We start from the raw sequence: 13,786 nt of genomic DNA, 5'->3' as shown, positions 1-13,786 counted from the left end.
CGTAGACCGTATAACCTGTTGGGTAATGCCATCGTAGGAAGAGTACTGCTACTAGCGTGCGTTTATTTAAACGCTCTGCCTGCGACCGATTTGTCGTAGGCGGGGCGTTTTTTTGTTGCTCCAAACGGGTTTGAATCTTGATCATGAGAGGGAGACGTGCAGCAGATGAATAATCAAGAAGTGGTACAGATTTGGTCGAAAATGAAGCAAGTGAACCCGCTCGTCCACAACATTACGAATGTGGTCGTGACCAACTTTACGGCGAACGGGCTGCTCGCGCTCGGCGCGTCGCCGATTATGGCGTACGCCAAAGAGGAAGCGGCAGATGTAGCGCGGATTTCAGGCGCGCTCGTGCTGAATATCGGCACGTTGAACAGTACGGAGATTGAAGCGATGAAGCTGGCAGGTGCTTCTGCGAATGCTAGCGGAGTACCGGTTGTGTTCGATCCGGTTGGTGCTGGCGCAACAGCGTTCCGTACGGATACGGCTAGAGATCTTATGAATACACTGCGCGTCGATATTATTCGCGGGAACGCAGCTGAAATCGCGAATGTGGTCGGCCGCGAATGGAGCATCAAAGGCGTGGATGCTGGCGAAGGAAACGGCGACGTGCTGGAGCTTGCGAAGCTGGCGGCGGAACAATTGAACTGCGTTGTCGTCATCACGGGCAAAGAAGATGTGATCGCCGATCGCTCAGGAGCTTGCGTAGTGCGCAACGGTGATGCGATTCTGACGCGCGTTACGGGAACTGGCTGCTTGCTCACATCTGTGATTGGGGCTTTCGCTGCGGTAGAGCCTGATTTCGTAAAAGCAGCGACAGCGGCGCTTGTCGTGTATGGCGTTGCGGCGGAGATCGCTGCTGCGAAGACCGCGGAGCAAGGACCAGGCAGCTTCCAGATCGAGTTCCTGAATCAGCTGGCTCGCGTGACGGAAGCAGACATTGAACGCCTTGGCCAAGCAGAACGAGTGAACGTATGACAATAGCACGCGCATTAACGATAGCAGGTTCAGACAGCGGAGGCGGCGCGGGAATTCAAGCCGACCTCAAGACATTTCAGGAGCTTCGCGCCTTCGGGATGTCGGCGATTACAGCAGTGACAGCCCAGAACACACTAGGCGTTCATGGTATTTATCCATTGTCGACAGAGGCAGTGGCGCAGCAGATCGATGCGATCGGCGAGGATCTTGGCGCTGACGCCGTGAAGACCGGAATGCTCTTCTCCAGCGAAATCATCGTCTGCGTAGCGGAGAAGCTGCAGCAGTACAAGTGGGAGAAGGTCGTCGTCGATCCGGTGATGATCGCCAAAGGCGGTGCAGCGCTGCTGCTTAACGAGTCGATTCGCGCTCTGAAGCAATCCCTGCTGCCGCTTGCTTATGTGGTGACACCGAATATACCGGAAGCGGAAATATTGACAGATATGCAGATCGTGACGATGGAGGATCGTAAGGAGGCGGCGAGGAAGCTGGCTGCATACGGTGCGAAGCATGTCGTGATGAAAGGCGGGCATGATCCTGCGGGAGCAGATGAAATTGTCGACCTGCTCTATGACGGGCGCGATTTCTATGAGTTCCGCAGCGAGCGCCAAGAGACGCGGCACACGCATGGCACGGGCTGTACATTCGCAGCGGCAATCACGGCAGAGCTGGCAAAAGGGCACTCGGTACTGGAAGCAGTGCCCGTTGCCAAAGCGTTCATTCAAGCGGCGATTGAAGACTCGCTGCACCTAGGACTTGGGCATGGCCCGACGAATCATTGGGCGTACCGGGAACGGAGGAGCAGCCGATGAGCGAATTCAAGTGGCATGATGCGGCGATTCGGAAGGCGCTGCAAGTTTATTTCATCATGGGCAGCAACAACTGTCTGAAAGATCCGATGGACGTGCTCCGAGAGGCTATCGATGGCGGCATCACCTTGTTCCAGTTTCGGGAAAAAGGGACCGGTGCGCTTAGTGGCGAACCGATGGTGGAGCTTGCGTATCGGATGCGCGAGCTGTGCCGGCGGCACGATGTACCCTTTATCGTCAATGATGATGTGGAATTGGCGATTACGGTGGATGCTGACGGCGTACACGTCGGGCAGGAGGACGAAGGCGCATCCGCGGTGCGCGAGCGTATTGGCAGCCGGCTGCTTGGCGTGTCGGCTTACAATATGGGCGAAGCCGGGGCGGCAATTTGCTCCGGCGCTGATTACTTAGGCGTTGGTCCCTTGTTCTCCACGCAAACGAAGGAAGATGCGAAGGCTGCTTCCGGTTTGCAGGTGCTGACAGAGATGCGAGGAAGCGGGATTCACATCCCGATCGTCGGCATCGGCGGTATAACGGCTGCGAATGCTGGGCAGGTCATTCACGCAGGAGCGGATGGCGTGTCGTTCATTACCGCGATCTCGCACGCGGATGATCCGACCGCTGCGGCGCGGGAGATGCGCCAGGCGGTTCATGCAGCTGGCGGCTCGACCAGCAATGCCAAGAGCGGCAAGGCAGGTGGAAGCAGATGACGACAGCGCCGTCCGAAGATATGAAGCTGGAAGTCGAGCAGCGAGTCGGCAAGCTGCAAGGCTTGCTGCTTGGACTTCAGCATGTGTTCGTTTCGAATGTGTGGCTCGATCCGCTGTTCATCGCCGCGATGATCGGCATGACACCGATCGCGACCACATCGTTTATTAATACGGTCTTCGTCGTAGCCGGACTTGTCACATTGCTGCAAGCGACGCGGCTGGCGAAGCTGCCGATCGTGCAAGGCCCATCGGCGTCCTTCGATACGCTGATGATTACGACAGGCAAGGCTCCAGGTTTAGCCGCTTCCTATGGCGGGATGCTCATTAGCGCTATTCTTGTATTTCTCCTATCCGCAACAGGTTTGATCGGCAAGCTGCGGTCATGGTTTACGCCGCTCGTATCAGGTACAGTCATCTGTATTGTCGGCGTTGTGCTTTCGCAGTTTACGATGTATGAGTTTCTCGGCGGAAGCGCCGGCGAGGAAGGCTTCCTGGATGGCACGACGTTGACGTTATCGATCACGACGGCTGCAATCGTAACCTTATTATCCGTCTTCGGCCGAGGCTGGTGGAAGCGGTATGCCTTCCTGATCGGTTTGCTAGCAGGTGATATCATTGCAGCGTTCATGAGCGGAATGGATTTCAGCAGCGTGCGCGAGGCGGATTGGTTCGGACTGCCGAAGTTTATGCCGCATGGCGCTTTTCAGTGGGATACTACCGTCATTCTTACATTCTTGGTCGCATACCTGGCAGCAATTATGGAAGCGATGGGCGTCTATCAAGCCGCTTCCGAGATAACGGATATCGAGCTGACGAACGACCGCATTAGACGCGGCTTTATCGGCGAATCAGCCGGATCCATCGTATCCTCGCTGCTCGGCGGGTTGCCGACTACGGCTTACGCACAGAACGTCGGCTTGTTACGTCTCACTCGCAGCGGCTCTCGCTACCCCGTTATATGGGCGGGCGGGCTGCTGCTGGTGCTCGGGTTCGTGCCGAAAGCAGGTGCACTGCTTGGACTCACACCTGGTGCAGTCGTCGGCGGTTTGTTCCTGCCAGCTGCAGCTGGATTGTTCATGTCTGGCATATCGCTGCTCATGAAGATGGAGCGGACGGAAGCGAACTTCACGGTTGCCGGAATTTCGCTGCTGCTTGCAATTGCGTTACCTTCGAATCTAGCCTCGCTGCCTGGTTTCTGGGGAACGCTGCTGTCGAATGCGATTCTAGTAGGCGCCTGCAGTGTGCTTGTTCTGCAGCTGCTTCTTGTGAAACTACCAAGCTACTTCAAATCGAGAGAAGCGTAGAGTTAGTTAGACCTGTGCAGTTATTCCTGTCCAGCCCGTTGCATCGCTTGATGCAGCGGGCTTTTCATATATTTGTTTTGTCAAATCTCCATACACATATTGAAAGCGCTATAATAAGAGAGTATTCTATTATGTATATCGAAACGTTTCAATTGGTTCCAAAAAATCCAGTTTTAGGAGAGGATCGTTGAAGTGAGCAGTTCGTCTGTTTATCGAGTCGCGTTTATCGGCTGCGGGAAGCGTGCGCATGAACATGCCATCGGCATTAAAGCCGACAGCAGACTTGAAGTTGTTGGATTATCGGATATTTCTGAAGCATCTGCACAAACATTGAATACGGAATTTGGTTTTCAAGCAAACCTTTATACGGATCATAAAGAAATGCTCGCTGCCGAGAAGCCGGACGTCGTTCTGATCTGTCTCTGGACGCCGCTTCATCTTCCGGTATTCCGGGACTGCGCAGAGGCTGGCGTGAAGGCCGTTCTGTGCGAGAAGCCGATGTCGGCTACATGGGGCGAATGTCAGGAGATGAGCCGTATCGCCGATGAGGCAGGCTGCCAGCTTACATTCTCGCTGCAGCGCCGCTTCGCGAAGGGCAACCAAACAGTACGCCGCCTCATTGGGGAAGGCCGTATCGGAGAAGTGATTCGGCTTGATCTCTATTCGCCGCCGAATTTACTGGACTGCGGCATTCATACTTTCGATCAGGCGATCAGCTTCATGAACGAGACGCCGGCGAAATCCGTGCTAGGCGCGGTTGATACAACGGAAATTTACAACTGGTTCAATGTACCGTCGGAGTGCGGGGCGACAGGCCAGGTTGTTTTTGCCAATGGTGTTCAAGCGAATATGTACTCGGGTGCAATCGATACATGGGATCCAAATGGCGATATATCGAAGATCTGGGCAGGAGTTCGGGTGATCGGCTCCGAAGGATTTATTGAAGTGATGTGGGATGGCCAAATCGTCCGTGGCGTGAACTATGCGGATCCAGCTTGGAAGCCGGAGATGGAGCTGACGAGCATGTCCGATCAGATGATCGGTTATGTCCGCCATGCGATCGACTGCTTGCAATCGGGCGAGGAGCCTGAGGTTTCGCATCGCAAAGCGCTTCGTGCGTCTGAGATTATCTTCGCTACCTATGAGTCGGTGCGCCGCAATGCTCGCGTCTCGCTGCCTCTGACGGACGTGACGGACAGCCCTTTTATCACGATGCTGGAGAATGGACAATTTGCGAAATAGGAGCGTGTACTTACGATGACAAGACCAAAGCTTGGACTTATCGGTATCGTTCATGAAGAAGCGAAGCAGGACTTCTGGGGTACGATGCAGCGCGTTGCTGAAATCGGCTACGAAGGCATTGAAGGCGGCGCGGAGCTGCTGAACGGCGATGTGAAAGCGAACGTTGCGCGGTTCCACGAGCTGGGACTGCAAATCGCGACGCATAGCGTTAACAAGGAACAGCTGAAGGATGAGAAGCTGCTGGACAATGTCATTCGTCAGGCACAAGCATTACAGACGAAAGACGTTACGCTCTGGTGGGAGGTTGCCGAATCGCGTGAGCAGCTGCTCCATGATGCGGAGCTGTATAACGCAGCAGGTGCGCGTCTTGCTGCGGAAGGCTTGCGTTTCTGCTACCACAACCATGCGCATGAGTTCCAGAAAGTGTTCAATGGCGTATACGCGTTAGATATTCTGGCAGAGCACACTGATCCGCGCAACCTGTTCTTCCGCCTGGACGTAGCATGGATTACGCTTGGCGGCGCTGATCCGGCTCATATCCTTCGCAAGATGGCTGGCCGTGTGCCGGCGATCCACTTGAAGGACGTGTACGGCACGGACGAGATCGGCAAATGGACAGCGGTTGGAACGGGCGTCGTTCAGATTAAGGAATCGATTGAAGCGGCAGCAGAAATCGGTGTTGAGTGGATGACCGTCGAGCAGGATCAACTCCGTCATTTGACGGGTCTTGAGACAGCGACTGTGAGCTACTTGAATCTGAAAGAAAAAGGCTTACTGTAAACGGTTTGTGATCGATTTCCAGTCGTTTACAAACCTTTCATAGAAGGATGTAGAAACCCGCGAGCAATTGGCGGGTTTTTTGCTGTTTCGAGCAGCGGTCATCTGCCAGTTTATATAAAATTAATACCCAGTTTACGATTAGTTTAGATGCAGCCTTTAGACTGAAGATGCGAGAGAGCGCAGTGCGACATGTCTTCAGAATCGGGAGGATCAGCGATGAATCCAAAACGTAAAGTGTTAATCGTCTACGCGATGTATGGTGACGGACATTATCAGGTCGCTCGAACGATGCAGCGGCGATTGGAACGTACCGGACTTTTTAATGTGAAGCTGATTGATATGTTTGCGCAGACGAATCCGGTATGGAATGCGGTTTCCCGATATATTTTTCATAAGGGCTCGATTTACTTTCCAGATATCTATGGCTGGCTGTACACGGTAACGAATCAGCTGAAACCAAACAGTCCTATCAACCGGTGGCTGCAGCTGCTCGGATTGTCCAAGATGAAGGCGATAGCGGCGGAGGAGCGGCCGGATGCGGTCATTCATACCTTCCCGCTTCTCGCGATGTCGAAGCTGAAGGAGCAAGATGGAAACAGCTTCGCTTGTTTCACGATCGTGACCGATTACGTGGCTCATTGCCGCTGGATTCATCCGGATACGGATCGGTATTTTGTCGCTTCCGATGAACTGAAGACGCAATTGACATCGGCTGGCGTTCATCCGCATCGCATCGTGGTGAGCGGGATACCGATTCGGTCAGCGTTCCATGAATCGATCCCCATCGCGGACGTGAAGCAGAAGTATGGGCTGCAAGTGTCAAAGCCAATTGTGCTGATCATGGCTGGCGCGTATGGCGTGATCAACGATGCTGCAGCAATGGTCGAGGAAATCGAGCGCATGGAGGAGGCTCAGGTGCTGCTTGTCTGCGGCCGGAATCGCTCGCTCTATCAGGCGATGTCGGGTGCATTCGGCACAGCAGGCCATGTGCGCGTGTTCGGCTACGTGGAGCGAATCGAAGAGCTGATGGCGATGTCTTCGTGCCTGATTACGAAAGCTGGCGGGATTACACTGGCTGAAGCGCGGAAGATGCGGCTTCCGGTCGTCGTGTACCGTCCATTGCCTGGGCAGGAGCGGGGAAATGCGGAATATTGGCAGTCCAAAGGGTTCGTTCAAATTGTGAATGATAAAGCGAGCTTAGTTAGTGCTGTTCAGAGAGCTATTGAGCGCAAACCAGAGATTGAGCTGGAACAAGAGCAGGCTGTCGGCGACGCTGCCGCTGGGGCGGATCGGCTTGCATCAGATACGGTGCTGTACGAAATTGCGGGGCTTGTTCATAAACGTTCGAAGAAGAATTCCGATGTCGATGTGGTGATACAGGGAAGGCAGCTGATCGATGAGTATACTTGACCGGATTAGAACGAATGCCGGGGCAGCAGGCGTGACGGTTCAACTGCTTTTGCTGCTGCTCGTAGAATTCGTACGCGGAGCATTCCTGGTGGCATACCTGCCGACGTATGCTTCAGAGAAATTGAACTTCTCCTTGTCGGTTATCGGCCTTGCGGTGTCGCTGCACTACTTGATGGATAACGGGGTCAAGGTATTCGCCGGCTACTTGCTGGACCGCTTCTCAAGCAGAAATATCCTGTTCGCCGGGATGATGCTATCGCTGGTAAGCATGCTGCTCGTGGTGAACGCGAGATCGGAAGGGCTGTTGCTGCTGTCAACTGCCCTTCTTGGCATCGGCGGATCGCCGGTGTGGCTTGTCTGCCTGAGGAGTATTCGGGAAAATAATCGTGCTTCTCAGATGAGCTTGTTGTATCTATTCTGGATGTGCGGACTAGCACTTGGGCCTGTCGCAATGAACTTCCTGATGGATATGGGTGAGCATCTCGTATTCTTCAGTCTGGTTGGACTGTTAGCCGTGTGTACGTTGATGTCGTTGGCTGTGCCGAACGTGCGGCATCAGCAGCCGAGCATCCGAAAGTCATTTGCCAATCAGCTGAAAATGCTCTGGGAGCGCTTCACCAAGACCGGTTTCCTGCTGCCCGGAATGATCCTTCAGACGACGGCTGGCGGCTTGCTCATTCCACTGCTCTCGCCGTTCGCGACGAAGCAGATCGGCCTTAGCCATTCGGAGCTGTCGCTGTCGCTTATCGCAGGAGGGGCAACCGCAGCGCTGATCCTGGTTCCGGCTGGCAGATGGGTTGACAAGCTGGGCGGCAGGTGGTTTCTGATTGGCGGCTTCGGCATATTCGGCATCGCGGTATTCGCGCTGACGTTCTCGGATTCGTTCACGGAGACGATTCTGTTTGCAATGATCTTAGGCGCTTCTTACGCTTCGCTGCTTCCAGCTTGGAATGCCTACCTTGCCCGTTTCGTACCGGAAGAATACGCGGGGGCAGGGTGGGGGCTCATCTCGACGATCGAAGGAATCGGCGTCGTTGCCGGTCCGGCGCTCGGCGGGTGGATGGCGGAGCGGATTAACGAGGCATTGCCATTTTGGATGGCGGCAGTCATCTTCGCCTGTATTGCGTGCTATTACATTATTGCGAAGAATGAGCTGTAGCAGAGAGAAGGCTATCCCAACAATTGGAATAGCCTTTTTGAGCATTTGCTCTACTGTATTCTTACAAACAAATATTAAGCTTCCGTCGCAACAGTCCGCGTCAGCGGAGCAGCAGTGTCCTCTTCAGTCGCTTGCTTCACGCGCTTGATGAAGAACGCGAGCACCAGACCGACGATGCCGATCGCTATGATAACGAGGTAAGCGTCGTTGATGCCTTGGATGGACGCTTCCATGATCATATGCTCCTGCGTATCTTTAGCAGAGCCAGATATCATCATATCGGTAAGATGAGTTTTTGTCCGGCTAGTCATGATCGTTACAAGCAACGATGTACCGACAGCGCCTGCAACTTGACGGATCGTATTGGAAATCGCAGTTCCGTGCGCATTGAGGCGGTTAGGCAGCTGATTCAGACCGGCCGTAGTAATTGGCATGAGCATCAGCGCCATACCGATTCGGCGACCTGTAGACATGAGAACCAGATACGTATAGCTAGTCGAGTCCGTCAAATCAACAAAACCGATCGTCATGCCGATCGTAATAATGAGACCGATAACGGCGAGCCATCTAGCGCCGAAACGGTCGAACAGTCTTCCCGCAACCGGCATCAAGAAGCCCATGACAAGCGCGCCAGGGAGGAGCAGCAGTCCGGATTCAAGTGCAGTGTAGCCGCGAGCGTTCTGGAGATACAGCGGCAGAAGCATCATATCGGCATACATCACCATCGTGACAGCGACATTGATGATTGTCGTGAGCGTAAACATGTTGAATTTGAACGCACGCAGTTCAAGCAGCGGCTCGCGCAATACGAGTTGTCGCCATGTGAAGATGACAAGTGCTGCAACGCCAATCGCGATGGAGCTGATAACTTCTGCGCTCGACCAGCCTTCAGAGCCTGCACGGCTGAAGCCATAGAGCAACGCGCCGAAGCCGAGCGTCGACACAAGCACACTGAGAATATCAATTTTGGTATCGCGGCGCTCGGAAACGTTTCGCAGGAAAACATGACCACAGATGATAACAATAATTGCGAATGGAATCATGCCGTAGAACATCGATTGCCATGCGTAATTTTCGAGCAAATAACCTGCAAGTGTAGGACCGATAGCCGGTGCGAAAATAATCGCGAAGCCCATCATGCCCATCGCGGCGCCGCGCTTCTCAGGCGGGAACAGCGTAAGGATTACGTTCATGAGCAGCGGCATGATTATGCCTGCTCCAGCTGCTTGAATCATCCGACCAGTGAGCAGGACAGGGAACGTGCCGGCAAGTGCAGAGACGACCGTTCCGATGAAGAAGATAATCATCGAAGCGAGGAATAACTGCCTCGTTGAAAACCGCTGCATGAAATAGGCGGTAATCGGAATAAGTACGCCGTTAACGAGCATGTAGCCCGTTGTGAGCCATTGAGCCGTTGTCGCGGTAATGCTGAAGTCGCTCATTAGCTCCGGCGTCGCAACGCTCATGATGGTCTGATTCAGTGTCGCAAGAAAGGCGCCTAGAATCATAATAAACAGAATAGGTCCCTTCTTAATGGAACTGGTGTCTGTCTTCGTATTACTCAACTTGCTCCATCTCCTCCAAAATAGTGTCTAGACTTAATTTACAACGTGTAAGATAATTAACATTATATGAATTAGATTATAGTCAGTTTGCGTCTTTCTACAAGCGACACATCAAGGCGATATGTAAACTAATTATCACTAATGAAGCGAGTGTCGTTTACTTGCGAGTTAAACAACAAAGCAATTATGAATTGTAGTTCCAGAATGAGGAAGGGAAATGGATATGACAGAGCCTACCAAGCCACGGACAGACCCCCGAATTTTGCGGACACGGCAGCTGTTGAAGGATGCGCTGATCGACCTGCTGCAGGAGATGGACATTGAGAAAATATCGGTGAACAAGATTGCGGAGAAGGCGACGATCAACCGTGTTACCTTCTATCTGCATTATCGCGACATTCCCGATATGCTGGAGAAGATGGCGGACGATATGATTGAAGAGATTCAGGAGGTTATCGAGCAGTCTCAGGATGCAAAGCGGAGCATAGAGGACGCGGACTCGCACAGGTTCATCAGCTTGCTCGAGCATATTGCGGCGAATTCGAAGTTCTACAAAGTCGTGCTTGGGACGAAACGGACGCCGATCTTCACAGAGCGTTTGCTCAAAATGTTAACGGGCTCCGTTGCAGCAAGAATGGAACTGATGGGAGCGGACTCTTCCATTTCGAAGGCAGGCATCCAGAAGGATATCGCGATCTGGTACGGTTCCTCCGCCTTGATCGGCACGATCGTCTCTTGGATTCGTAACGATATGCCGTATTCGCCAACCTATCTGGCTAGGCAGTTCACTCTGCTGCGGACGCATCAGTTCCTTGATCAACCAGCGAAGGGGAAATAACGACGAAAGCAGTGACCTGGGGTCACTGCTTTTTGTCGTTTGTCGTTTGTGTGCGTGTGCGTTTGTGCGGCATCGCACACGGTTTGTTATGTAAATCGCAACCACTCCAACTGGTTATCGCGAATAGAAATGATTGGTTGATTCAACTGCTCGGTGTGGAAGCGCGGTATAAGCTCTTGGGGTTGAGCCGGCTCCAGCTGCTGCTTCCATCCAGCCAAGTAGGAGAGGAGGCCAACAAGCCGCTCAGGCGGAATGCTCTCTGCCCGCAGCGCAGCAAGCGTGTTGCTCCTGCCGCGTTTGGACAGCCGATTGCCTTCCGCATCTCCAATAAGCGGTACGTGGGCGAATCTCGGCGGCTTGAGCTCGAGCGCTTCGTATAGCGCAAGCTGCCTTGGCGTCGAGTCGAGCAAATCGGAACCGCGCCACACATCCGTGATTCCCATCGCTGCGTCGTCGACGGTTACCGCCAGCTGGTAGCTGAACATGCCGTCAGCGCGCTTCACAATGTAGTCACCGCTCGCATACGCCTGTGTGCCAGCGATATCGTCTTCGAAGCTGAGCGCTTCCTCGGGCATCATGAACCTTAGTGACGGTGCTTTCGTGATCGCTCGCACATCTCGTTCCTCATGTGACATCGAGCGGCATAAGCCTTGATAAGCCGCACCTTCGGAAGAGAGACCGTGCGGAGCGCTGCCGATTGCCGTCTGATCTGCGCGGCTGCAATAGCAGGGATATACGTGACCTTTGCGAATCAAACGTTGCAGTGCTTCCTCGTAGAGCGGCTCACGGCTGCTTTGCTCGTAAGGCCCATATGGTCCGTCGACCAGAGGCCCTTCATCCCAGTCCAATCCGAGCCAGCGCAGATCATCCAGCTGCTGCCGGGCATATTCGGTACGGCATCTAGGTTTATCAATATCTTCAATCCGCAATAGAAATTTGCCGTCAGCTTGCCGGATTTGCAGCCATGCGCAGAGCGCCGTGAATGCATTGCCGATGTGCAGCTGACCTGATGGGGTAGGGGCGAATCGTCCGCGTCGTTCCATCATCGAATCCACACTCCACAATCAAAGATTCTGAATATGCAAAAAAAGAGCAGCATAGCGGCTCTTTGCGAAAGTTGACATAGGGTCAGATATGAAGAGGAATGGCGGAGCCGACGGGATTCGAACCCGCGGTCTCCTGCGTGACAGGCAGGCATGTTAGGCCTCTACACCACGGCTCCGCATTTCAAGATGTGTTCTGAACACAAAATGAATAGTAACACGAACGTGTACAAGCTGGCAAGCGTTTGCACGAAAAATGTGAAGCGGTTGAAAGGTGTAGGCATTCAATTATAGGTTAATGCTAGCGAACAAACACATAGTCCGATGATTTCGAGATGAATAGAATGAGAGTAACAGTGTGAACAGAAAGAAGGAAATGGCATGAGAATCGATTTGGGCTGCGGTGCCCATAAATTCCACGACTGTTACGGAATCGACAGGGTAGATCTTCCTGGGGTCGATCTTGTACATGATTTTAATGAACGGCTGCCGCTGAAGGATCATTCGGTTTCTTTCGTTATGGCCTCGCACAGCTTGGAGTATGCGGATCATCTGATGGACGTTCTGAAGGAGCTGTACCGCGTCTGCCGCCATAAAGCGATGATCTGTATGATTGTCCCCTACGCGCATGTAAGCACGCATATGGTGAATCCGCAATTCAAGCAGCTCTTCAATGAACACTCTCCTCGCTATTGGACGCCGAGTCCGGATACGATTTTGACCCAGGATGAATATAACATTACGCAAAATGTGTCGTGGTCCGCGCCTGAGATCGAAGTCCGCAATGAGAAGCCCATGATCGATTTACGACTGATGCGGATGGAGTTTTTTTATTTTCCGGCATACAATAGCGGCTTCGACCAACAGGAGCTGTCTCTGCTCCGGCAATCGCAGTTGAATGTGGCGAATCAGATGATGATGCATCTGATCGTTGTGAAGCAGCCGGTTACGCAGTCGGAGCTGCAGCTGATCAAGGATTCGGAGACGTTCGAGGAACCGGAAGAAATCACGGAGCTGAGAGCAGCGAGCGCAGCAAAAGAGGGTAAGGAGAAGCTATTCTATCTGGAGCATATGCTGCCGATTATTCGCGAGCAGATCGAGAACAAGGACAAGAATGAGAACGAGAACACGAACATGAATAAGAAGAAAGCCGCGGCCAAGAAAACGACGGGGAAGAAGACTGGTAAACAACCTGGTAAACAGGCCGAAAAACAGTCTGAAAAACAGATTGGAAAAAAGCAGACTTCAGCGGCGCTGCTGCCGATCAAGCATTCGGAGATGTTCGAGGAGCCAGAACCGGAACCGGAAGAGATTACGGAGCTTCTTCTAGAAATGGACGCAGAACTGGAAAGTGAAGATGAAGAGCAATTCGTCGAGAAGGAACAAAAGCAGTGGATCAGATGCGAACCTAGTAAGAAGAAGGTCGCTGCAAAGAAACCATCGCTGAAGAAGGCCGCAGTAAAACAACCTAATAAACAGGTTGCGAAACTGCGGTCGACTGTTCCTAACAACACGAAGAGCAAGAAGAAACAGCAGTCGACGAATAAAGCAAGCTCAGCTTCAGCTAGTTTCGAAGATCATTAAGTCGAAGAAAGCAAAACCTAAAAACACCACCCGATCCATGTAATGTGAATCGGGTGGTGTTCTGTTCAATGCGGCGCTATTCTTCGTTCTCTTCGACGCGAATGTCGAGCACGTGTCTGGAGAGCTGTCCTAGCTTGCGAGCCCAAGTAACATTTTGTTACAAAGTCTGCATATGAATATGTCGAGCTGTTTTTCATTCCAACTGTGTTAAACTCCGTCTGAATTGGGCAGTATCTCACGTGTTAACATCTATAGGATTTTGTCACAGAAATTTACCGACTTTTAAATAGCAACTAACTATCATATAATAGAATTTAATTAATAGCGCTGACCGACGAACGACTGGTTATGAACCGAGAAAAGTACG

12 protein-coding genes and 1 tRNA gene are annotated in these 13,786 nt (G+C 52.7%); 10 read left to right on the top strand and 3 right to left on the bottom strand.

Features of this window, described 5'->3' with window-relative positions; all coding sequences use genetic code 11:
- Nucleotides 1-165: 165 nt before the first annotated feature.
- The 8 genes from thiM to A8990_RS08340 all read left to right on the top strand — a co-directional run bounded on the left by thiM (nt 166) and on the right by A8990_RS08340 (nt 8,389).
- Nucleotides 166-978 (top strand): hydroxyethylthiazole kinase, encoded by an 813-nt coding sequence (gene thiM, locus A8990_RS08375; RefSeq protein WP_116188560.1) that lies wholly within the window; start codon nt 166-168, stop codon nt 976-978.
- The gene (gene thiD, locus A8990_RS08370) at nt 975-1,787 is read left to right on the top strand and encodes a bifunctional hydroxymethylpyrimidine kinase/phosphomethylpyrimidine kinase (RefSeq protein ID WP_116188559.1); all 813 of its coding nucleotides are present in this window, start codon (nt 975-977) and stop codon (nt 1,785-1,787) included. The genes thiM and thiD overlap by 4 nt, the downstream gene beginning before the upstream one ends.
- Nucleotides 1,784-2,494 carry a thiamine phosphate synthase gene (gene thiE, locus A8990_RS08365; protein ID WP_116188558.1) on the top strand — a complete coding sequence of 237 codons (711 nt, stop codon included), beginning with the start codon at nt 1,784-1,786 and terminating at the stop codon, nt 2,492-2,494. Before thiD ends, thiE begins: the two co-directional genes overlap by 4 nt.
- Complete coding sequence (locus A8990_RS08360) at nt 2,491-3,798, top strand: uracil-xanthine permease family protein (RefSeq protein ID WP_116188557.1); 1,308 nt, start codon at nt 2,491-2,493, stop codon at nt 3,796-3,798. The genes thiE and A8990_RS08360 overlap by 4 nt, the downstream gene beginning before the upstream one ends.
- Nucleotides 3,799-3,990: 192 nt before the next feature.
- A complete protein-coding gene (locus A8990_RS08355) occupies nt 3,991-5,040 on the top strand; it encodes a Gfo/Idh/MocA family protein (protein WP_181909466.1) in 1,050 nt (349 codons plus the stop codon).
- A gap of 15 nt (nt 5,041-5,055) precedes the next feature.
- Complete coding sequence (locus A8990_RS08350) at nt 5,056-5,820, top strand: sugar phosphate isomerase/epimerase family protein (protein WP_116188555.1); 765 nt, start codon at nt 5,056-5,058, stop codon at nt 5,818-5,820.
- Between the two features lie 216 nt (nt 5,821-6,036).
- A complete protein-coding gene (locus A8990_RS08345; protein ID WP_181909465.1) occupies nt 6,037-7,230 on the top strand; it encodes an MGDG synthase family glycosyltransferase in 1,194 nt (397 codons plus the stop codon).
- Nucleotides 7,217-8,389 (top strand): MFS transporter, encoded by a 1,173-nt coding sequence (locus tag A8990_RS08340; protein WP_116188553.1) that lies wholly within the window; start codon nt 7,217-7,219, stop codon nt 8,387-8,389. The genes A8990_RS08345 and A8990_RS08340 overlap by 14 nt, the downstream gene beginning before the upstream one ends.
- Nucleotides 8,390-8,463: 74 nt before the next feature.
- On the opposite strand, the gene A8990_RS08335 is transcribed toward A8990_RS08340, so the two are convergent.
- A complete protein-coding gene (locus A8990_RS08335; protein ID WP_116188618.1) occupies nt 8,464-9,897 on the bottom strand; it encodes a DHA2 family efflux MFS transporter permease subunit in 1,434 nt (477 codons plus the stop codon).
- A gap of 280 nt (nt 9,898-10,177) precedes the next feature.
- Between A8990_RS08335 and A8990_RS08330 the strand changes: the two genes are divergently transcribed.
- Complete coding sequence (locus tag A8990_RS08330; protein WP_116188617.1) at nt 10,178-10,792, top strand: TetR/AcrR family transcriptional regulator; 615 nt, start codon at nt 10,178-10,180, stop codon at nt 10,790-10,792.
- An 86-nt stretch (nt 10,793-10,878) separates the two neighbouring features.
- Here A8990_RS08330 and gluQRS read toward each other — a convergent pair whose 3' ends face one another.
- Together gluQRS and A8990_RS08320 are read right to left on the bottom strand one after the other, a co-directional pair.
- The gene (gluQRS, locus tag A8990_RS08325; protein WP_116188552.1) at nt 10,879-11,838 is read right to left on the bottom strand and encodes a tRNA glutamyl-Q(34) synthetase GluQRS; all 960 of its coding nucleotides are present in this window, start codon (nt 11,836-11,838) and stop codon (nt 10,879-10,881) included.
- Between the two features lie 99 nt (nt 11,839-11,937).
- A tRNA-Asp gene (locus tag A8990_RS08320) sits at nt 11,938-12,014 on the bottom strand.
- 202 nt (nt 12,015-12,216) lie between these two features.
- Here A8990_RS08320 and A8990_RS08315 point away from each other — a divergent pair.
- Nucleotides 12,217-13,419 (top strand): methyltransferase domain-containing protein, encoded by a 1,203-nt coding sequence (locus tag A8990_RS08315; RefSeq protein WP_116188551.1) that lies wholly within the window; start codon nt 12,217-12,219, stop codon nt 13,417-13,419.
- The last annotated feature ends 367 nt before the right edge of the window (nt 13,420-13,786 follow it).

The sequence above is a fragment of the Paenibacillus taihuensis genome (genome assembly GCF_003386535.1).
GTDB classification, from domain to species: domain Bacteria; phylum Bacillota; class Bacilli; order Paenibacillales; family Paenibacillaceae; genus Paenibacillus_Z; species Paenibacillus_Z taihuensis.
The sequence above is the reverse complement of the archived record's forward strand: the minus strand, read 5'-3'. Positions and strand labels throughout refer to the sequence as shown.